The 20,434-nt window shown below is 69.2% G+C and carries 18 protein-coding genes; 13 read left to right on the forward strand and 5 right to left on the reverse strand.

The window, feature by feature from the left end; genetic code table 11:
- Positions 1-15: 15 nt before the first annotated feature.
- The 3 genes from UA74_RS28280 to UA74_RS32550 form a co-directional block, all read right to left on the reverse strand.
- The gene (locus UA74_RS28280; protein ID WP_075742909.1) at positions 16-432 is read right to left on the reverse strand and encodes a TIGR03668 family PPOX class F420-dependent oxidoreductase; all 417 of its coding nucleotides are present in this window, start codon (positions 430-432) and stop codon (positions 16-18) included.
- 193 nt (positions 433-625) lie between these two features.
- Positions 626-904, reverse strand: a complete 279-nt coding sequence (locus UA74_RS32545) for a hypothetical protein (RefSeq protein ID WP_157434490.1) — start codon at positions 902-904, stop codon at positions 626-628.
- Between the two features lie 516 nt (positions 905-1,420).
- Complete coding sequence (locus UA74_RS32550) at positions 1,421-1,660, reverse strand: hypothetical protein (protein WP_157442340.1); 240 nt, start codon at positions 1,658-1,660, stop codon at positions 1,421-1,423.
- Between the two features lie 37 nt (positions 1,661-1,697).
- Here UA74_RS32550 and UA74_RS28285 point away from each other — a divergent pair, with 37 nt between their 5' ends.
- Complete coding sequence (locus UA74_RS28285) at positions 1,698-2,378, forward strand: vitamin K epoxide reductase family protein (RefSeq protein WP_075742910.1); 681 nt, start codon at positions 1,698-1,700, stop codon at positions 2,376-2,378.
- A gap of 157 nt (positions 2,379-2,535) precedes the next feature.
- Here the strand turns inward: UA74_RS28285 and UA74_RS28290 are convergent, their stop codons facing one another.
- Entirely contained in the window at positions 2,536-3,387 is an 852-nt protein-coding gene (locus UA74_RS28290; RefSeq protein ID WP_157434492.1) for a VOC family protein, read from the reverse strand.
- A gap of 352 nt (positions 3,388-3,739) precedes the next feature.
- On the opposite strand from UA74_RS28290, the gene UA74_RS28295 reads away from it, so the two are divergent.
- From UA74_RS28295 to UA74_RS28330, 8 genes are all read left to right on the forward strand, one after another.
- Positions 3,740-5,551, forward strand: a complete 1,812-nt coding sequence (locus tag UA74_RS28295; RefSeq protein ID WP_075742911.1) for an AMP-dependent synthetase/ligase — start codon at positions 3,740-3,742, stop codon at positions 5,549-5,551.
- An 81-nt stretch (positions 5,552-5,632) separates the two neighbouring features.
- A complete protein-coding gene (locus tag UA74_RS28300; protein ID WP_075742912.1) occupies positions 5,633-6,436 on the forward strand; it encodes an SAM-dependent methyltransferase in 804 nt (267 codons plus the stop codon).
- A 280-nt stretch (positions 6,437-6,716) separates the two neighbouring features.
- The gene (locus UA74_RS28305) at positions 6,717-8,900 is read left to right on the forward strand and encodes a putative bifunctional diguanylate cyclase/phosphodiesterase (protein WP_075742913.1); all 2,184 of its coding nucleotides are present in this window, start codon (positions 6,717-6,719) and stop codon (positions 8,898-8,900) included.
- 351 nt (positions 8,901-9,251) lie between these two features.
- Positions 9,252-9,716, forward strand: a complete 465-nt coding sequence (locus UA74_RS28310; RefSeq protein ID WP_075742914.1) for a PPOX class F420-dependent oxidoreductase — start codon at positions 9,252-9,254, stop codon at positions 9,714-9,716.
- 349 nt (positions 9,717-10,065) lie between these two features.
- Entirely contained in the window at positions 10,066-10,740 is a 675-nt protein-coding gene (locus UA74_RS28315) for a DUF4232 domain-containing protein (protein ID WP_198042868.1), read from the forward strand.
- A 382-nt stretch (positions 10,741-11,122) separates the two neighbouring features.
- Positions 11,123-11,761: an O-methyltransferase gene (locus tag UA74_RS28320; RefSeq protein WP_075744335.1), complete on the forward strand. Its 639-nt coding sequence runs from the start codon at positions 11,123-11,125 to the stop codon at positions 11,759-11,761.
- A 374-nt stretch (positions 11,762-12,135) separates the two neighbouring features.
- On the forward strand, positions 12,136-13,158 hold the full coding sequence (locus UA74_RS28325; protein ID WP_075742915.1) for a hypothetical protein: 1,023 nt from the start codon (positions 12,136-12,138) through the stop codon (positions 13,156-13,158).
- 97 nt (positions 13,159-13,255) lie between these two features.
- Positions 13,256-14,101, forward strand: coding sequence for a helix-turn-helix domain-containing protein (locus tag UA74_RS28330; RefSeq protein WP_257787491.1), 846 nt, complete (start codon positions 13,256-13,258; stop codon positions 14,099-14,101).
- Between the two features lie 145 nt (positions 14,102-14,246).
- Here UA74_RS28330 and UA74_RS28335 read toward each other — a convergent pair whose 3' ends face one another.
- Positions 14,247-16,025, reverse strand: a complete 1,779-nt coding sequence (locus UA74_RS28335; protein WP_075765802.1) for a M14 family zinc carboxypeptidase — start codon at positions 16,023-16,025, stop codon at positions 14,247-14,249.
- Positions 16,026-16,233: 208 nt separating this feature from the next.
- Here UA74_RS28335 and UA74_RS28340 point away from each other — a divergent pair, with 208 nt between their 5' ends.
- From UA74_RS28340 to UA74_RS28355, 4 genes are all read left to right on the forward strand, one after another.
- A complete protein-coding gene (locus UA74_RS28340) occupies positions 16,234-16,545 on the forward strand; it encodes a hypothetical protein (protein WP_083683749.1) in 312 nt (103 codons plus the stop codon).
- A 297-nt stretch (positions 16,546-16,842) separates the two neighbouring features.
- Positions 16,843-17,094, forward strand: coding sequence for a hypothetical protein (locus UA74_RS28345; protein ID WP_075742918.1), 252 nt, complete (start codon positions 16,843-16,845; stop codon positions 17,092-17,094).
- 76 nt (positions 17,095-17,170) lie between these two features.
- On the forward strand, positions 17,171-20,017 hold the full coding sequence (locus UA74_RS28350) for an FtsK/SpoIIIE domain-containing protein (protein ID WP_075744337.1): 2,847 nt from the start codon (positions 17,171-17,173) through the stop codon (positions 20,015-20,017).
- Entirely contained in the window at positions 20,010-20,399 is a 390-nt protein-coding gene (locus UA74_RS28355; protein WP_075742919.1) for a hypothetical protein, read from the forward strand. Before UA74_RS28350 ends, UA74_RS28355 begins: the two co-directional genes overlap by 8 nt.
- The last annotated feature ends 35 nt before the right edge of the window (positions 20,400-20,434 follow it).

The following is a 20,434-nucleotide window of genomic DNA, read 5'->3' on the forward strand; positions in this document are numbered from 1 at the left end:
CAGGTGCAGGCGGGCTCAGTGTGCCGACCAGCCGGACCAGTGATCGACGTCGATCCTGATCACCGGCCCCGCAGGCGGGTCCGTCCGATACTGCGGATACTTCGCCGCCAGCGCGCGCAGCGGCGTCGCCATCACGGCGGGCTCGGCCTCGATCCGCGCCGTCCCGTCGACGCGGACCCACCACAGCTGAGACCAGTCCGGCTCATAGTGGTCGACGAGAAGCGACACCGCCGGATGTCTGCGGATGTTGCGGAGCCTGGCGAGCTGCCTCGTGGACTTCGGCTTCTGGTCGACCGCCAGATAGACCGACTCCCCCATCATCGTGAAGGTCACCGGCACGAGTTGGGGACGACCGACCGCGTCGATGGTGCCCAGCCTCGCGATCAGACAGCTCTCGAATCGCCTGCGGCATCGCGCGAGATCAAGGCGCATCGTCGGTCACCACCGGGGTGTCGGACGACAGGACGCGGCAGTGCGTGGCGGCGGGCGACGAGCACGACGCCGCCGGTCGCCGCCGGAGCGGACGAGCGGTGTCGACGTCGCACGCGAAGATCACGAACACAGAGTGGCACAGGTCATCCGACGAGAGAGGACCGTCGGACCACCTGTGCCACGAGCTGATGAATCAGCGGCCTGCGGTGCGCAGCGCCATCGGCAGCCGAAGCGGCATCCCGATCCGACGACGGTAGACGAAGAACCCGAAGGGGATACCGAGGGCAGCGCAGGCGATCAGGGGCAGAATCGGCACGACGAACCCGAACGAGAACGCGATGACCGCACAGGCCATGATCGTCGTTCGCGGTCCCATCGAGCTGAGTACAACGCCCACAATTCCGCTGAAAATCAGAATAAGTGCGATGATGAACAAAAAGGGGACAAGCTGGGTCGAGATGAAGCTCCCCACCGAAACAACTCCCTGAAACGTCAGAACTCCCCGGGGACTCGATCACTTTAGCCGCCAGACGGCGATGAAGCCAACCACCGAATTCGACCTACCGACCTGCGACACAGGGCCAAGCGGCCGACAGAACGCCTGGTCAGTGCCATCGGCCACCAAGGTTGCCTTTCTGTGACTCGCATCACGTTCCGGCTTCGGCCCCGTCGAACAGGTGCCCACGGCCTGCTGACGCCCGCCGTTACCGGTCGGTATTCAAGGTTCGATCGGCGATTTGCGGACCGCCCGACCACACCCGGCACGGAGGTCGCGCGCCTGCAGGCGCGCATTGCCGTTAGGCCGACTCGGCTACGCCGCCGACTCCGAAGGACGATTATCGTCGACTATTCATCCTATTCTCCATTCGGCGTTCATCTCTTCTTCGTCGACGACGGCCGCACCCCGAGACATCGGCGGTCACTCGGCACGGGCACCCGCCGATCGAGGACGACAGGAGCCCCCGCGTGCCGTGTGCGGCGGGGCCGTTCAGAACAAGAATCGCTCGATCGTGGGAGACGACACGAAGGAGATGTCGGCGCGGCAGGCCTGCTGACCCGCATCGCACGCCGTCGAGAACGCCGCGCGATGCATCAAGGGGAACCGGGCCGTCGCCGCGTGGATCACCGACGGTGGCCGGTCCGGCGACCGGCTCGGCGGCAGGGCATGGTCGGACAACGATCCAGCGGGCGGATGGTGACACACCGTGACATCAACCACGCGGTTCACGAACGTCGATGGTCGAGGCGGGACTAGGATCGCGGGCGTGGCTCACCAGCTCGCGGACGAGAGCGCGGCAGGCGCGCTCGATTCGACCGCACCAGAAGACCACCCCGACGACTCGGCCGCCCAGGCCGATCGGCCGGTCGGCCAGGCCGCCTCACGTGGGCTGGCGCTGCTGCTCACCATCGGCGGGGTCATCGGGTTCGCCGCCGCCTTCGTCCTGCTCATCGAGCGGATCCAGCTGCTGATCGACCCGCTCTACATTCCCTCGTGCAGTCTCAATGACGTCCTGAGCTGCGGATCGGTGATGACCACTCCGCAGGCCGCCGCCTTCGGCTTCCCCAACCCGATCATCGGGGTGGCGGCGTTCCCCGTGGTGGCGACGATCGGCGCAGCAGCGCTCGCGGGCGCCCGATTCCGCCGCTGGTTCTGGTTGGGCCTCCAGGCGGGCACCGTGTTCGGCGTGGTGTTCGTGCACTGGCTGATGTTCGCGAGCCTCTTCGAGATCAGGGCACTGTGCCCGTACTGCATGGTCGTGTGGGCGGTCATGCTGCCGATCTTCTGGTATACGACGGTGGCCAACATCCGCGCGGGCAGGCTGCCGCTCGGCGCGGTCGGGCGCGCGCTGGTCGACTATCGCCATGTCGTGATGCTGACCTGGTCGCTGGTGATCGTCGCCCTGGTGATTCAGTCGTTCTGGAGCTACTGGGTCAGCCTGTTCTGAACCGGGCCCGACTCGTGCCCGGCGCGGTCCGCCGGACCCGGCCCGCGATCCCGGTCGGCGGCATCACGACCGGCCGGGGCGGCAGGGTAGGCCTGCTCGACAGGCCGGTAGGCACCCGCCGCGAGCCGCGAGCTGGCTCGTCGTCGACGCGGGTCCGTCAGTCGTCGTACGGGTCGTAGATGGCCGCCGTCTCATGGCCCGTCGCCTCACCGGGATCGATCAGCCCGAAACGGGCGCCGGTGACGTCGCGGAGCACCGCGATCCGCCCGTACGCGGAATCGAAGGGGTCGACCCTGAGTTCGGCGCCGAGCGACCTGGCCTGTGCGACCGTCTGATCCACCCCGACGGCCGGATCGACCCCGAAGTACACGAGCCAATGCGGCTCCGTCTGCGGACCGGTGTCCTTGACCATCCGCACGCGAGCCAGCACGGAGTCGCCGCCGACGTACCAGACGACGAAGTCGGAGCGCCTGCTGTCGCCGAACTCCCTGGTCTCGTACTCGAAGAGCGTCTCGTAGAAGTGATCGGCGAATCGAACCCGGTTGGTGATCAGCTCGGCCCAGATCAACGATCCCGGCCTGCCCACCTCGAACTGCCAGCCGTTGCCCGCCTGTAACAGCGCGATCTCGGCGAGGCTCGAGTCACGCAGTACGACACGGCGACCCAGTGCGCCGAGCTCCTCTTCCTTCCGCAGGACCTGCGCCCCGAGTCGCTGCGCGGTCGAGGAGGCCTCGGTGAGCCGCTGGGTGGCGAGGTGGAGCACCCAGCTCGACGCGGCCTCGCGGCGGGCGGAGATGCCACCGACCGGGATGCCGTCCCGCGTCGCCACGAAGTAGTCGTCGCCCGCGCCGCCCTGCTCGGCCGACTGCGTCTGATACTCCCAGTCGAACAGCGTCGCGTAGAAGTCCAACGCGGCCGACGGCTCAGTGGAGCAGAGGTCGACCCAGCACGGCAGTCCTCTCGGCAGGCTCGCGTACAGCATTGTTCCGCCGGACCTGGACATCGGCATGTGACCACCCCCGAAGTTGATCTGAGGCGCACATTATGTCGCGGGTTCACCAGCCGTGGGGCGGTTGTGGTCAAGGTCTGCCGGAACGTGCCCGCCCGCCACCAGCGACGTCCCCGAAAGCCTCGCCGGACCGTCGCTCGGCCGTCACGGGCCGCCTGGCAGCCTCGTCCAAGGCAACGGTCATGCATCCATGCCACACCGAGCGGTGTGAGCCCCTTGCCCAGGCCTCGAGGAACCGACACGATACGGACTCATCGCGTTCACGTGATGAGAACCGGCATCGGGTAGTCGGGAGGCAGGATGTCTCCTGAAGCGACCAGACAGGACCTCATCCGTCATCTAAGGAGCCGTCGTGACCGAGTTCAGTGTCCCTCCCTTGGTAACGACGCAGCCGGGAGGCGGACTGGCCGACATGGTCTACGTCAACGCCGCCGAGGCTCCGACACAGGTGGTGTTCGGGCGTAAGCAGAGCGACGGCACCTGGGCAGACGTCACCACCAGCCAGTTCCGCGACGAGGTCACCGCGACGGCCAAGGGCCTGATCGCCTCGGGCATCAAGTCAGGCGACCGCGTCGCGCTGCTGGCCAGGACCCGCTACGAGTGGACGCTGCTCGACTACGCGATCTGGGCGGCGGGGGCGATCACCGTGCCCGTGTACGCGACGTCCGCGCGCGATCAGATCGCCTGGATTCTGGCCGACTCCGGCGCGGTCGCCGCCGTGGTGGAGAACCAGGCGAACGCCGACGACGTCGAGGCCGCTCGGGCAGACGCCACCGCGTTGAAGACGGTGTGGCAGATCGAGTCAGGCGCGGTGGAGGCGATCGTCGAGGCGGGCCGCGAGATCGCCGACGACGAGGTGGAACAGCGCCGGTCGGCCGCCAAGGCGGACGACCCGGCCACGATCATCTACACCTCCGGGACGACCGGACGGCCGAAGGGCTGTGTCCTGACCCACGCGAACTTCTACGCGGAGGTCGACAACGCGATCGCCCGCCTGCCGCAGCTCTTCGTGAACCAGTCCCCGGAAGGACCGGTGCCCTCCACCCTGCTGTTCCTGCCCGTCGCACACGTGTTCGGCCGCATGGTGCAGGTCGCCGTCGTGCGGGCACGGGTGCACACCGCGCACGCCCCCGACATCACCGAGCTGACCTCGGATTTGCAGACCTTCAGACCCTCCTTCATCCTCTCGGTTCCTCACGTCTTCGAGCGCGTGTTCAACCGCGCAAGCCAGAAGGCACGGTCCGAGGGCAAGGGCCGGATCTTCGACCTGGCCGCGAAGACCGCCATCGCCTACAGCAAGGCGTTGGACGCGGGCAGGCCGAACCTCCTGCTCAAGGCCAGGCACCTGCTGTTCGACAAGCTCGTGTTCAGCAAGCTGCGGGCGGTGCTCGGCGGCCGGGTGCGTTACGCCATCTCCGGCGGAGCCCCGCTCGGCGAACGCCTCAGCCATTTCTACCGTGGGATCGGCCTGCTCGTCTTCGAGGGCTACGGCCTCACCGAGACGACGGCGGCCGCCGCGGTGAACTCGCCGGAGAAGATCAAGCTCGGCACGGTCGGCCAGCCGCTGCCCGGCAACGCGATCCGCATCGCGGAGGACGGCGAGATCCTGATCAAGGGCGGAGTCGTCTTCCCGCAGTACTGGAACAACCCGACGGCCTCCGCCGAGGCGTTCAGCGACGGCTGGTTCGCCACCGGCGACCTCGGCGAGCTGGACTCCGAGGGCTACCTGCGCATCACCGGCCGGAAGAAGGAGATCCTGGTGACCGCGGGCGGCAAGAACGTCGCCCCGGCAGGCATCGAGGACGTCATCCGGGCACACCCGCTGGTCAGCCAGGCTCTGGTCGTCGGGGACGGCAAGCCGTTCATCGCCGCGCTGATCACCGTCGACGCGGAGTCACTTCCGCAGTGGAAGTCGGAGAACGACAAGCCCGCCGATGCCACGGTCGCCGACCTGGCGGACGACGTCGATCTGATCGCCGCCGTGCAAGAGGCCGTCGACGCGGGCAACGAGCGGGTCTCCCGGGCCGAGTCGGTACGCAAGTTCCGCATCCTGCACACGGACTTCACCATTGCCGACGGACACATCACCCCCTCGCTCAAGCTGCGGCGGGCCGCGATCGCGAAGGACTACGCGGCCGAGATCGCCGATCTGTACCGAAAGTGATGGGGACCACAGGGCGCTGAGCGTCGTCGAGTGGAGGCTCGGTAATCTTCCACTCGACGACGGCACGGCACGAGGTGGTTCATGACCCGGCAGACGAGAACTCCGTTTCCGGTGACGCTGGAGATGCCCAACGCCGCCCGGGTGTATGACTTCTACCTGGGCGGCAGCCGAAACTTCGCCGCCGACCGGGAGTTCGCTCGCCATGCGATCCGGGTGATGCCCGAGATTCGAGATCTGTGCATCTACAACCGTCTGCTCGGCCGCAGTCTCGTGCATCACTTCATCGCAGGCGGAATCCGACAGTTCCTCGACATCGGCTCCGGTATTCCGACCGTCGGCAACACCCACGAGGTGGCCCAGCGGCTCGTCGACGACAGTCGAGTCGTCTACGTCGACAATGAGCCGCTCACCGTCGGGCAGAGCAGGCTTCTGCTGGCGGGCAACGACCGCACGATGATCGTCGAAGCGGACGTCCGCGATCCGGAGCTCATCCTCGACGCGGCCGCCGCGAGCGGTTTACTGGACCTGAGTCGCCCGGTGGCGCTGCTGATGACGGCCCTGTTGCACTTCATCCCCGCCGCCGACCGCCCGACCGGTTTCCTGTCCCGGTATCACGACGCGCTGGCTCCCGGCAGCGTCTTCGCGTACACCCATCTCACCGCCGACCATCGGCCGGACGAGATGGGTCGATTCGCGAAGCTCTATCACGACACGCCGACTCCGGTGGTGATCAGAACGCGGGCGGAGATCGAGGCGCTGTTGAGCGGATTCACTCCCGTGGGCGGTGCGAGCGACGGCATGTCCTGGGTACACGACCAGGACGAGATCACCGGTCTGGAGCATGTCGCGGCGTTGGGTTATCTGGTAGTCGGCATCAAGGGCTGAACCCGGGCCCGAAAAATCGGTACAGTTTCCATGAAGCGCACTGACTGTAACGCCCCGGTCGCACAACCCGGTCTTATTGCTGTAAGAATCAACTGGCAGACCGAGGAAGCGCACTGCGAGGCTTACCGTGACCCAGCAGCTGAATTGGTTACCTCATGGACTCAGGCGAGCACCCGGTGCCGACGGGGGCAGCGATGTCATCGGCGGCGAGGGCGAGGGCGCACCGAGGGCAGGAGGTCCACCCCCAGCCGACGGCGGCGCCGCGAACGGAGCCGTCCGGGTGACCGACGAGCTGAGCACCTCCCTCGTTCACGAGACCAGGTCGGTCGATCGGCGGAGCCCGGCGCTGGCGGAGTTCGCCCACGACTGGGCGGCCTCGGTATTCCGGACCAGCTACGTCGCGATGACCCGTCAGGACACCGAGGACCTGCTGTCGCGCTTCGCCCACCGACTGCAGGCCGCCCTGCGGCGGGAGCCCTTCACCCCGGAGGAGGGCAGGCGGATCGGCACCGCGCTGATCGACGCCCACTTCACCGACTCGACGACCCTGGAGAACACGCTCCGCGTATTGGGCACCCGGCTGCGGCCCTGCCTGAGCCCGCCCCCGCACCTCGGCGAGCGCGAGGTGGGGGCGCGGCTGACCGCGCTGATCAGCGCTCTGGCCGCCGGGTATGCCGCCGCCCTCCAGGATCACGTCCTGCGGCAGCAGGAGGACCTCAAGGTCTCGATGATGCTGGAACGCCAGCGGAGCGACGCCATGCTTCAGGAGAGCGACGCACGCTTCCGGACCGCCGTCGAAGGGTGCGCGACCGGGGTGGCGACGCTCGACATCACGGGGCGGGTCCAGACGGCCAACTCCGCGTTGGAGGAGTTGTTCGGCACCCGCGCGTCGGAGCTGATCGGACACGACATCCACGCCCTGATCCACCCGGAGGATCTGCCCGGTGCAGGCGAGCACCTGGCCGCGCTGAGCACCGGACTGTGCGACAAGTTCCGCTCGGCACTGCGGTTCCTGATCGACGGCGAACAGCCGGTGTGGACTCGGGTCACCGGCTCGTTGATCAGGGACAAGCAAGGGCGGCCAGACCAGCTCGTGCTGTTCATCGAGGACTGCACCCAGTCGTTTCTCAATCAGGAGATGATCCGCAGGCAGCTCATGGTGGACCCGTTGACCGGACTGGCCAACCGATCGGTCCTGGTCTCGCAGATGGAGACCATCCTGGGATCACTGCTGCCCGACGGACGACTGGCACTGTGCTACTTCGGGCTCGACGGCTTCCGGCTGATCAACGACGGACTCGGTTACGACGTCGGCGACGAGGTGCTCCGCAAGGTGGCGGGTCGGCTTGCCGCCGGGGTGGGAACGACCGACGAGCTGGTGGCCAGGATCAGCGCCGACGAATTCGTGGTGCTGATCCCGAACACTCGCGGAACGGCCCCGGTCATCGAACGCGTCGAGCACCTGCTCCGCAGTCTCACCGAGCCGATGCAGGTGTGCTCGCAGGACGTGTCGGTGTCGGTGAGCGTCGGCGTGGTGGAGCGCCCCGCCGCCGAGGTGAGTCCCCTGGAGCTGATCCGGGCGGGCGATCTGACGTTGCGGACAGCCAAAGAGGAGGGCCGTGCGCAGTGGGCGCTCTATGACCCGGAGCGTGACCAGGCCGGACACCGCCGTTCCCGGCTCGCGGCCACGATGCCCGCCGCCCTGCGCGACAACGAGTTCTATCTCGACTATCAGCCGGTGGTGCGGCTGTGCGACGGGCGGCTGACGAGTGTGCGGGCCGTCGCCCGCTGGGATCACGTGGAGTTCGGCCTGTTGTCGCAGGAGGATTTCGTCGGGCTGGCATCCGACGCCGGGCAGGTGGTGGCCTACGGTCGCTGGCTCCTGCGGCAGGCCTGCGAGCAGGCGCAGCGCTGGCGCGAGAGCCTCGGCACCACGCCGACGGTGAGCATCACCCTGGTGGACCGGCAGGTTCGGGATCAGGACCTGGTGCGCGACGTGCGAACCATCCTGGCGGAAACCGGACTGCCTGCGGCGAGTCTCCGGCTGGAGGTGCCCGCCGGAGCCGCCTTCGCGGACACCGGAGAGCCGCTGGACACCTGGTCGATCCTGGCGGAGCTGGGCGTCCGCCTCACCGTCGGCGGGCTCGGCACAATGGGACGGATGCTCTCCCGGCTGCGGCTGCTGCCCGTCGAGGCGGTCCTGGTGTCCGGCGGGCCCGCGCGCGATCCCCATGCGGGGTCCGACGCGGTAGACCAGTTCGCCCTCCGCAGCATGGTCGCGATGTTCCGCAGGCTGGGTCCGGCCGTCATCGCCAGCGACGTCGACGACGCTGCGCAGGCACGCAGGTTGCGGACGATGGGCTGCGAGCTGGGTTACGGGGAGCTCTTCGGTCCGCCGTCAGACCCGGTGGACATCGAGGAGTTGGTCGTCTCGGGTTCGCTGGTGGCAGGCACGTGGCCGTAAGCGCGGGTCGGCGGCTCCGGGTCGTCCACGACGTGGGGAACCGGCCGGTGCACGCGATGATCGACGCCCTCAGCTCGGCAGCCCGCGCCGATCAGCACCCGTCATGAGACCTGATCGCGAGTTCGACGGCGCCGTGACCTGTTGCGTCGAGCCGGGTCGCCCCGAGCCCGCGCCGCTGCGGTCCCGTCCGCCCGTGCCCAGCCGCCTCGCCGCGCCACCTGCCGCCGGCACGCCTGCCTGCCGCCGAGCCGGATCCGAGGCCGCGACGACCCGGTGACAGCTCTGCGCCGTGGCCTGCCGCCCGGTCTTCTCCCTCGCTCGCCATCGCGTCCCGCCGGCTAGACTCGCCCCATGCCTCGTCAGATCGCCACCACGGACATCGTCGAACTGCCGCAGCTGCTGGAATTCCTCCGCGCCCGCCATCAGGGCCTGCTCATCACCAGCCGTTCGGACGGTCGTCCCCAGGCGTCGCCGGTGACCTACGGCGTCGACGAGGCGGGGCGGATCGTCGTCTCCACCTACCCGCAGCGAGCCAAATCCCGCAATCTGCGGCGATCGGCCGCCGCGAGCCTGGTGGCGCTGTCGCAGGACTTCAACGGGCCGTGGGTTCAGGTGGACGGCACCGCAGAGGTCCTCGACATCCCGGAGTCGGTGGAGCCGCTCGTCGAGTACTTCCGATCCGTCGCGGGCGAGCATCCGGACTGGGCGGAATACCGACAGGCCATGGTCGATCAGGGCAAGTCGCTGGTCCGCATCACGCCGCAGCGCTGGGGGCCGGTCGCCACCGGCGGGTTCCCGCCGGAGCTGGCGGACTGACCGAACCGACGGACGGGCGGCGAGGACGGGCGGACGCCGCGTCCGCCGCCTGGGCGCCTTCGCTGCCGGGCTGCGGCTCGATCGGTTGCTGCGCGCTGCTTTCCCCCCGCCCGGCCGGTCGCCGTCGGACGCCGCACCGCCGCCGAGAACAGCGACGATCGACTCGTTCCGCCGCGCGCAAGCCGGCCGTCCGTCACCGCTCGCGCTGCGCGATCCCTACTCGTTCCGGATGATCGGTCGGTGGCCGAGACAACCTCGGCCGGGTCTGTCCCGTCTTCTGGGCAGGCGCCGATCAATGCACTCCGACGAATCGCCGCCGCAGCGACGCGGTGGCCAGGAGGTGATCCCGTTGGCTTTCACGAGCAGGACGCTGTGGCTGTCCGCGCTGACCTGTGCCGCACTGTTCGGCGTCGCAGGATGCGGCCAGGAGTCGACCCAGAATCAGGGCGAGGACGACTCGATGGCTGCGACGGAGACGACAGACGCCGCGCCGACCACCGAGCCGTCCGAGACGAGCCAGGCCGAGACGAGTCCCCCGTCCGAGTCCGCCCCGGCGACCGGTGGGGATGTCGAGAGGCCGGAGTCCTCACGGGCGGCCGACGAGCCGGATCGTTGTCACGCAGGCGGTCTCAGCGGCTCCTTGGAGTCCTTGGACTCGGCGGCGGGCAACCGCTACGCGAACCTGATCCTGACCAATGACGGCGATGAACCATGCGCGATCTACGGATACGGCGGTCTCGAACTCGTCGACACGGACGGGACTGCGCTGCCGACGCAGCTCGAACGGGTCGCCGACCCTGCCCCGACGCTCGTCGAGCTGGCGCCGGGGGAACACGCGACCAAGCTGCTGCACTGGGGCGTGGTTCCCGGCGAGGAGGAGGAGCCCGAGGGTGACTGCGGGACGGAGCCGACCAGCATCCGGGTGATCCCGCCCGATGAGACCGACTCGCTGAACGTGGACTGGGAGCTCGGTCCGGTGTGTCAGGACGGCCGGATCGACGGCAGCGTCTACGTGTCGAGCTGAGCGCACGCCGTGCGGGTCGGCTACCGGCCCGCACGGCGACCGCCGGTCACCGGTCTCGGCGAAGGCCGCGATTGCCGAGACCAGGCGCGGCGTCCGATCGCCAGGCGTCCGATCAAGCAGGCGCCCCGCTACGTCCCGGCGCCCGCCGCCGGTCGACGGCAGCGGGCGTGCGCGGGCCGAACGCGCTCCGCAGCAGGCAATCGAGGCGCGCCGGGAGCCGCCCCTGCCGGAACCCCCGCAGCGCGGCGTCTGCCTCGCTGCCCGAGCCGTCGCACGCCCGCCGAATCGAGCACGACGCCTGCGTCCCGACGTATCGTCGACGGCGCGATCCGACCGCCGAGGGCAGGGGGGCGGGCGCGACGGCGGGAACGAGGATGTGCTGATGACGGAGCCGAACGGCGACACCGATTTCTGGGCGGACCGATTCTGGGCCGAGGACGAACTGCTGACCGCGCTGCGAGCCGACATCGCGGCCCGCGCGCCGAAGATCCAGATCCAGGCCGAGGCGGGCGCGGCGCTGACCACTCTGCTGATGGCCGCAGGCGCCCGGCGAGTGCTGGAGATCGGCACGCTGTTCGGCTACAGCGGCGTGTGGATCGGCCGGGCGCTGCCTGCGGACGGCACGCTGGACACCCTGGAGCTCTCCCCCGCGCATGCCGAAGCCGCCCGAGAGTGGTTCGAACGGGCCGGGCTCGGCTCGAAGGTCACCGTGCACGTCGGCGCGGCCCTCGACACGCTGGGCACGCTCACCGGCCCGTACGACGCCGTGTTCATCGACGCGGACAAGACCGAGTACCCGGACTACCTCGATCGGTGCCTGCCGCTGCTGCGCCCCGGCGGCCTGCTGATCGCCGACAACCTGTTCCGTCGAGGGGCCGTGGCCGCCTCGACCGGCGAAGGGGTCGACGAGCGGGCGGCCGCCGTACGGGTCTTCGCGGAGCGGATCGCGGGCGACCCCCGGCTCCAGTCCACAGTGCTGCCGCTGGGCGACGGACTCTCGGTGAGCGTCCTCCGGGGATGACGCCTGGTCGAATGATCGGTCGCCGTCACCCACGCAGCCGTCCGGTCGCCCCACGATTCTCTTGAGAACGGTTCTTCGATCCCTGGCTTTCGGAGTTGCGCGGGGCCGACGCGGCGATCTGCGGCGTTGTCGTCGGTCACCATGGCTCCGCCATGGCTCTCTCCTCCGCCTGGCAGCTCATTCACGCCGATCCCCGCTCACGACTCCAGAGGGACCGAAGACAGGCTCTAACAGCCCAGCTCGACGCACGATGCCACGTCGAATGATTACCGTCCATGATCGAAGTTCACCCGAAAGAGTGGGATCACACTGCGATTACCCCTTGGCCGGTGCGGTTCCGGTGGCCGGTAGTGGTGGGGGAGAATCCTGGTCCAATGGGCGAGGACCGATTCGAACTGCTCATCACCGTGGTGGTCGGCGTCGAGGACGACCGGCGGGCTCGTGCGGCCTGCCAGGGCCTGCTGTCCCTGGTCGGCGGCCGGATCGTCGAGTCAGGAGACTGCTCGGCCGAGGAGCCGGGCTGCTGGTCGGTCACGATCCGCAGACCGGCGGACGTGACGGCGGGCGACGACGAGAGCGTCACCCTGAGCCGGGCGATCCGCCGGTTCCTGCGCCGACTCGGTCCCGAGTACGGCACCAGTCGGGTCTCCTGCGAGCCGCCGACGGCCTGGACCGTCCTGGACGATCCCGAACTGCTCGGCGCCATCGTGCCCTCGGGCGAACGGCTGCTGGTGGAGGCGTGGTCCGATGACAGCGCGCTGCCCGACGTCGAGCCGGACCGTCCTGCGGACTCCGAGGCCGGGTTCGGCTTCCCCAGCGTCGACCAGGACGAGACGCCTGCGGTCGCATCGACGGTGCGGCTGCGCGTGGAGGTCCAGGCCGAGCGGCAGGCGGGCGCCCATTGGCAGGCCCGCGCCGTGGCGAGCAGGCTGGCGAGCAGGGCGACGATCCTGCGCACCGAGTCGGCCGACGGGCGGACTTTCGCGGTGACCATGGACCTCGGCAGCAGGCCGGGTCCGCCGGACGAGGTCGCCCGCGAGGCCGCGGCGACCCTGGGCAAGTCGGGCTGGTCCCGACTCCGCGTGGCCGGCGAGTCGACGATCACGGAGTGGGCGGCGGCCTCTCCCGGTCGCAACGGACTCCTCGGTCTGCGGCTCGCGGCACGACAGCTCACCGAGTCGGATGCCGACGACCTGGCGGACGCCGACGGCGTCGACGAACAGTCCGACGACTTCTCGACGGCAGAGGGTGGTCGACGTCCGGCGGCGGAGTCGGCGGAGGCGACGCGGGGAGGCCGGGCGGGCTCGTCGACGCCGTCGAAGGCAGAGCTGCTGTCGGTCGAGCATCGACGGTCGCTGCCACGAGACGAACAGCGCTGGTCGTGGTGGTCGCAGTGAGCAGCGGCGGTCCGCGTCCGCCTGCGTGGGCGGTGTCCGCGCCCGCTTATTGATCATGGTCGTCTGGCGTGATCGACAGCGGACTATCGTGCGCGCCATGAAAGGGCGACCGACGATCCGACACCGGAGACTGTGTGCACGGCTTCACCGGATGCGGAATGACACCGGCATCGAGATCGAGCAGGTCATGGCGGAGATGGGCTGGTCACGCAGCACGGCGCGGCGGAAGGAGAACGGGACGACGTCGTTGAGCGTCACCGAGGTCCGTGCGCTCTGCGCTCTCTACCGGGCCACTGCGGAGCAGGAGGCCGTCCTGGTGGGGATCGCCGCGAGACTCGGCGAGCCCGACTGGTGGCAGCCCTATGCGGCAGGCGCCACGGGCGCCTTCCGGGACTTCCTCGAACTGGAATCGGACGCCAGCGAAGTCCGGAATTTCGAGATCGACGTCGTTCCCGGCCTGTTGCAGACCGAGGGCTACGTCCGGGCGCTGGTGGAGTCGTGGATTCCGCGGGTCCCCGAGGCGACGGCACACGCGAGGATCTCCCTGCGCCTGGCGCGCAGACAGCGCCTCCTGACCGGACCGTCGACCCTCTGGGCAATCATGGACGAGGCGGCGCTGCGCCCGCGCATCGTGACGGGCCGAGCCTGGCAAGAGCAGACGGCGGCCCTGCTGGAGTTCGCCGATCATCCGAACATCACCCTTCAGGTGCTGCCGTTCTCGGCGGGACCGCATCCCGCGATCGGGAGCCCCTTCGCGTGGTTGGGTCTGCCTGCGCCCGACCCCGGCGTGGTCCTGCTGGACAACGTCGCAGGCAGTGTCGCCGTCGAGGACGCCGCGGAGGTGCAACGGTTCCGCAACGCCTTCGACCACCTGCGGGCGATGGCGCTGGCTCCGTCCGACACTCGGTCCTTCCTCGCGACCGCCCTGAGAGCCTGTCCTTGATCCCCCTGGAGTCGTGAGCGGGGATCAGCGTGGATGAGCTGAGGCGGAGGAAAGAAACATGACGGAGTTATGTTGACTGACGACAACGCCGCAGATCGCCGCGCCTGCCCCGCGCAACAGGAAAGTGGGGATTAAAGACACGCTCTCAGGAGCCCGCCAGCCACGCCGAGGTGACCGGGCCCCAGTTCCCGTCGGCGTCCTGGGCTCGGACGTGGATCGGATGCCTCCCGGCGGGCAGCCCGGCGATGCTGATGACACCGCCCAGCTCCACCTCGGCGCCGGAGCCCTGCACCCCGATGGGCTGCGGAGTGCCGCCCGCCCACGGCGGCGCGTCCAGGTAGACCTCGGCGGCCACCACGTCCTGCGCGGCCGGTCGGTCGACGCCGACCTCCCCGTAGGCGTCGTCGTCGGCCGTGGCGTGGACCGAGGCCCACCGGCCCAGCGCCCTCGTGCTCGTCACCTCCGACACCGTCGGCCCCAGCGAGAGCGCGTAGGGCTGCCGCGCCGTCTTCGCCGCGTACAGCAGCGCGTCCCGATTGAGATCCCAGAACATGTCCTGGCACGAGTAGGCCGCGTGGAATCCGGGACATCCCGAGGCCGAGGAGCCGATCTCGAAGGTGTAGGAGGCGATGCCCAGGGTGTCGTAGGTCCAGTCGTCGGTGGCCCCGGTGACCGCGTAGAGCACCTCGGGCGGCTGGCCGGTGGTGTAGCCGTTGAAGTGGCTGAGCCGGAAGCCCAGCGACCGCAGTCCCGCGTCGTTGGGCGCCTGCTGTGCCGCGTCGTGCCCCCAGGGGAAGAGCACCAGATCGCCGGTGGAGTGCAGGGTGATCATGGTGCCGGTGGTGGTCTGCGGCGCGGCGTCGTCCTCGCCGGGACCACGCTGGTCGGGAAAGAGGCTCTCGATCAGCGTGGCGAGCTGGTCGGTCTCCGGTTCGGAGTTGCCCGCCGGGCCGGGATAGGTCTGTCCACAGGGGTTCGGGCTGGTGCCGACGCCGCCCCAGCGGGTGTCCCAGTTGCGATTCAGGTCGATGCCGTCGTGATTGGACGACCAGGAGCTGCCCGTCCCGCACTCCGCGACGTTGTTGGCGTGGTCGACGTTCTTGCGCTGCCAGGCCGGGCTGCTCGACCCGAGGCCGACCTCCTCGATGCCGTCCTCGACGACGGTGACGCCGTCGGGATTGATCTGCGGGACCACCCAGATCTCGGTGCCTGCGAGCAGCGTGGTGATCTCGGCGTCCCGTCGATGACCGTCGAGGAGCTCGGTGATGAACCGCCAGGTGAGCTCGCTGGTCGTGAGTTCTCGCGCGTGGATCTGACCCAGCAGCAGGAACCTCGGCCTCGGCGAGTCCGGGTCCAGGGCACAGTGATCGGCCGCGTCGGCGGTGATGCACAGCGCGGTGAGTTCGTGGCCCGTCGACCAGTCCTGCTGTCGCCGCCACGAGTCGCCGTACTCGACCTTGCGGACCAGGTCCGGATAGGCGGCGGCGACATCGTCGGCGAACCGCTGATGACCGGCGACGGTCCGGTAGCCGCCGTAGAACGTCGGATACTCCCGGCCGCCAAGTCGGTCGGGCAGCGGATGCTCGCCCTCCGAAAGCGGCAGTGCGGCAGGCGCGGCAGGATCGGTCCGAATCGGCTCGAGGCCCGTCGCCGCCAGCTCGTCGGCGTCCTCGGCGACGCCGAGGACGACCAGGTGATCGCCCTCGCGCCCGACCACCTCGAAGCCCTCGTGAGCGAGCCGCTCGGCGAGGGCGGTGTGCGACTGGTCGCCGACCGGCACCTGAAGGAGCAGCATCTGATCCCCGACCCCCGGCTGGTCGACGGCGGAGTCCGCCACGGCGACGGCGGCAGGGGTGGTGGCGAGAGAGACGGCCGCCGCGAGGAGCAGCAGCCCGATCCGTTGTCGGTGAACACGTCTGGCCATGGGCATCTGCACCGCCTGAGACGAGTACGAAGAAGACGGACACTGAATTCTCTGCACGGGTCGCGCACACCGGCAAGACGCCATTCCGCTGCACCTGACTAGGGATCTCTCGGCCAGGCGTGGAAAGCACGGGCGGCAGGCGTGCCGAACGACGGTGATGTTCCTTGCATGGCCGAGGTGATCACCCACTAACCTCGAACACACACGCGTGGCGACGATCGTCGGACGCGACTTCGGCAGTGATGTGGAGGCAGGGGGCATGGCAGGCATCGAAGAGGTTCGGGCGAGCGTGGCACTGGCCAACGAGAGGGTCAATCAGGCACTCGCCGCAGTGGCGTCAGCCGTCGAGGCGACGCAGGACGCACATTCCATCTTCTCCTCGGCGACGCAGGGCAGTGCCCAGGTCGCGGTGCCACAGGGCCTCGGGATGTTGACGCAGGCAGGCGAGAACCTCACCGCCGCCAACGGGAATCTCAACGGCTGGGTGGGGTTCGCCGACGAGTACGTCTCACGGCTCTAAGAGCCTGTCTTTGACCCTGCTTTCGGAGTTGCGCGAGGCAGGCGCGGCGATCTGCGGCGTTGTCGTCGGTCACCATGGCTCCCTCCTGTCGCCTGGCAGCTCAGCCACGCTGAGCCCTCGCTCACGGCTCGAGAGGGATCAGAGACAGACTCTCGAAGACTCGTTCGGAGTCGTCAGGGCATCGAGCAGCTGCGGCATGGCGGCGCGGTACGAATCTGACCCGCAGGGCGTCGATGCCCCGGGACAGGCACGGCGGACACGGCAGTGATCGAGTAGTGGTCGGAAGGTGACGCGGAGATGTCGAGTGTCGAGGACGTGCGTGCCGCGCTGGAGCAGGTCAAGGACGAGATCAACCGGGCACGGCTGAGCACGGCCACGGCCCTGCGTCTGGTCGAGGAGGCCCTGGCCATCGTGGCCGAGGTCGAGTCGGATCACCACGAGACGATCACCCCGCCGGAGGCGAGCCGCGCCAGAGGAGACCTCGATCGGACCCTCGAGTCGCTGACGGGTTCGGAACAGGCGGTGGATGCGGTGCTCAGCCGGCTGTGATGATCGCAAGTAACGTTGATCTCGACAGGCCGGTGGTCACCGAGCCGACCAGGGAGAGGCGTCACGAGGTGTGCTGGTGAACAGGCGAGACGAGCGACGACGTCGCATCACGGAGTCCTTCGAGGAGTTTCGGCTGGCCGTGGCTCGCGCCCTCGGAGTCGCGGTCCGGCAGCACACCGCCGCTCAGCAGATTCACGCCGAACGCATCTTCGAGCTGTGGCTGCGGGACGCGGGTATCGATCGTGCGCTGGTGGACCCGGAGCTGGCCGTCGGGCTGCGCAATCCGGCGCTGGAGACCGTGGTGCAACGAGCCACGAACGATCGAGACGCGCACTTCGCCGACTGGACGGGCACCGTGCCAGGGGAGCTGGCGAGCCTGGTGGCCCGGTCGGCCCCGGGCTCGGCCTCCGAGCCGTATCCGGAGTGGCTCGGTTCGCCGGGCAGACGCGACGGCAGTGTCGGCGACGGCGGTGTTCCCGAGCTCTGGCGCATCGGCACGGCCGTGATGGACAGCGCCCCGGTCCCGGAGCCGTTCCCGGTCGCAGTGCCGCTCCTGGACGGCGCGCATCTGCACATCACGTCGTCACCGGAGTCCAGAGTCGACGCCGAGAACCTGGTGGAGACGCTGCTGCTGCGCGTGCTCAGCCACTTCCAGCCCGGTCTGGTGCAGGTGCACGTCTGGGACGTCGGCGCGCTCACCGGATCGCTGCCGGGCCTGTACCCGCTGACCAGGGCGGGCCTGCTGACCGTGCACGACCCGGCCCGGCTGCATGACCTGCTCGACGAGTTCGCCGAGCACATCCGGCGCATTCACACCAGCGTGCTCGTCGACGGCAGACGCTCGATCGGGGCGCTGCACTCGGAGACCGGCAGACGCCCGGAGCCGTGGCGGGTCGCGGTGCTCTTCGGCAATCGCACGGCACTGCGCGAGGAGCATCAGCAGAAGCTCCAGCGCATCGCGCGCAACGGGCTCTCCTGCGGTGTGCAGCTCATCATCGTCGACCTGCCGATCACCGTGAACAGCGCCGTGGAGACGCTCCGGCTCCACGACGATCAGACGGCCCGATGCAGCATGACCGGGCCGCATGCCACGGTCTACCTCGATCCGGCGCTGCCGAGGGAACTCGTGCCTCGGGCCTGCAATGCGATCGCCGACGAGCTGCTCACCCGACGCAGCCGGGTCTCCAGCTTCGACGACCTGCTGCCCAACGAGCCGTGGACCTACCACTCCGCCACCGGGCTCCAGACGCCGATCGGCTACGCCGACGGCGACCCGGTGTACGTGTCACTGGGCGACGCCTCGCCGCACGCCCTCATCGGCGGGCCGAGCGGCTCCGGCAAGACGAACTTCCTCTATGCGATGCTCGGCGGGCTCGCCGCGCGGTACTCGCCCCACGAGCTGGAGTTCTACGTCCTGGACTTCAAGGAGGGCGTGTCGTTCGCGCAGTTCGCCCCCGGCCGTCGCGACCCGAGCTGGCTGCCGCACGCGCGGCTGGTGGGGGTGAACGTCAACGAGGATCGCGAGTTCGGCGTGGCCCTGCTGCGCTACCTCTCCGACGAGATGCGACGCAGGGCCGAGCGCGCCAAGCAGCACGAGGTGACCAAGCTGGAGGAGCTGCGCGCCGAGGACCCGACGGGCCGGTGGCCTCGGATCGTCGCGGTGATCGACGAGTTCCAGTATCTGTTCGCCGCCAGAGACGAGGTGACCAGCATGGCCGCCGCCCTGTTGGAGGACGTCGCACGGCGGGGCCGGTCGCAGGGCATCCACCTGGTGCTGTCCAGCCAGGACGTCTCCGGCATCGAGGTGTTCTGGGGCAAGCCCGCGATCTTCGAGCAGTTCACCGTGCGCATCGCGCTCCCGAAGGCGCGCCGGGTGCTCACGGAGGTCAATCAGGCCGCGATGGAGATCCCGCGCAGGCACGCGGTGATCAACCACGACTCCGGCGTCCCGCACGGCAACGAGGTGGCCCGCATCCCGGACTCCACGGCGCGCGGCACCGCCGATCGGCTACAGGCCGATCTGTGGCAGCGCAGGCCCCCGGAGCTGACCGAGCCTCGGCTCTTCGACGGCAGCAACACCCCGAAGCTGCGCACGCTGCCGGACTTCACCCGGTTGGCCGCGCCCGCGACCGGGTCCCGACACGTCCCGGTCGCCCTGCTGGGCCAGGTCATCGACATGGCGGGCAGCGGCGCGGTCGTACCGTTGGCGGCCAGTCCCGGCCGCAACATCGCGGTGCTGGGCTCGGTGCAGCGCGATGCGAGCGCGGTGCTCACCGCGGCGGCGCTGTCCCTGGCCAGGCAGCACAAGGCGGGGACGGTGCGCTTCACGGTGGCGTCGCTGGTGGAGGGCTCGGAGCAGGCGGCGGAGAGCCTGCACGGCGAGCTGAAGGATCTCGAACACCGTGCCGAGATCAAGTATCTCGTGGATGCCAGGGACCTGATCGACGCCACGGCCGACGAGTTGAAGGCCAGACTCTCCGATGAACCGCCCGCCGAAGACGAGAAGAAGCTTCCGCACTACCTGCTGCTGTTCGGCGTCGACTCGGCGCACCCTCGGCTGGAGGATCGCGACACAAAGAAGGCCCGCACCGGTCTGGACAGCCTCCGGCTGGTGCTCAAGCACGGACCGGAACTCCAGACCCATGTGATCGGCTGGTGGCGCAGTACCGGCAGACTCAAGAGCGCACTGGCGATGGGCGGGTTGGAGGACATCGGGGCGTGGGTGGCGTTCGACGTGCACGGGCAGGAGCTCGGCAGCCTGGCCGCGAACCAGGTGATCACCTGGTCGCCTCGGCCTCGACGCGGCCTGTTCTTCGACCGCTTCCATCATTCCCGGCCGCAGGTCGTCATTCCCTGCGACGCGGGCGAACGAGAGACCCCCGGCCCGATCCCCTCGCCCGACCCACGGAGTGACGATGACTGAGTTCGGCTCGGCAGGCGAGCGGTACAAGGAGCTCTGCGGGACGGCCACCGGAGCACTGGCCGCGATGCGCGCACAGGATCAACGACTCGCGGCAGAGCTGCGCGAGTCCGTGGCCGAGGCGCGCGACGACGTGCTGCGCGCCGCCGACCGGGAGCGGGTCACCCGGCTCATCGTGCGACTGCGGTGGGAGGCTGCGGTGGAGGCCCTGTGGGATCAGCGCTGGCTGACCATGACGCCGCTGCCCAGACCGGCGGCGGTGGCACTCGCCTACGACCTCGACGACTGCGAACGGGACATCGACCGGGCCTTCGATCGGCTGGACGAGGCTCTGCGCCGCCGAGGCCTGCTCGACCTGCCGATGCTGACCCGTCGTCGGTCCTGACCGGAGGGCGTGTGGCCTTGCACCCAACTTCTAGA

This window comes from Actinoalloteichus fjordicus, from assembly GCF_001941625.1.
In the GTDB taxonomy this organism is placed as follows: Bacteria; Actinomycetota; Actinomycetes; order Mycobacteriales; family Pseudonocardiaceae; genus Actinoalloteichus_A; species Actinoalloteichus_A fjordicus.

Bases quoted from the DNA above. Each gene is read 5' to 3' on its own strand.
- UA74_RS28300 (WP_075742912.1), top strand. From the start codon at position 5,633: ATGACCCGGCAGACGAGAACTCCGTTTCCGGTGACGCTGGAGATGCCC.
- UA74_RS28330 (WP_257787491.1), top strand. From the start codon at position 13,256: ATGAAAGGGCGACCGACGATCCGACACCGGAGACTGTGTGCACGGCTT.
- UA74_RS28290 (WP_157434492.1), bottom strand. From the start codon at position 3,387: ATGCCGATGTCCAGGTCCGGCGGAACAATGCTGTACGCGAGCCTGCCG.
- UA74_RS28280 (WP_075742909.1), bottom strand. From the start codon at position 432: ATGCGCCTTGATCTCGCGCGATGCCGCAGGCGATTCGAGAGCTGTCTG.
- UA74_RS28310 (WP_075742914.1), top strand. From the start codon at position 9,252: ATGCCTCGTCAGATCGCCACCACGGACATCGTCGAACTGCCGCAGCTG.
- UA74_RS28335 (WP_075765802.1), bottom strand. From the start codon at position 16,025: ATGGCCAGACGTGTTCACCGACAACGGATCGGGCTGCTGCTCCTCGCG.
- UA74_RS28355 (WP_075742919.1), top strand. From the start codon at position 20,010: ATGACTGAGTTCGGCTCGGCAGGCGAGCGGTACAAGGAGCTCTGCGGG.
- UA74_RS28325 (WP_075742915.1), top strand. From the start codon at position 12,136: ATGGGCGAGGACCGATTCGAACTGCTCATCACCGTGGTGGTCGGCGTC.
- UA74_RS28345 (WP_075742918.1), top strand. From the start codon at position 16,843: ATGTCGAGTGTCGAGGACGTGCGTGCCGCGCTGGAGCAGGTCAAGGAC.
- UA74_RS28320 (WP_075744335.1), top strand. From the start codon at position 11,123: ATGACGGAGCCGAACGGCGACACCGATTTCTGGGCGGACCGATTCTGG.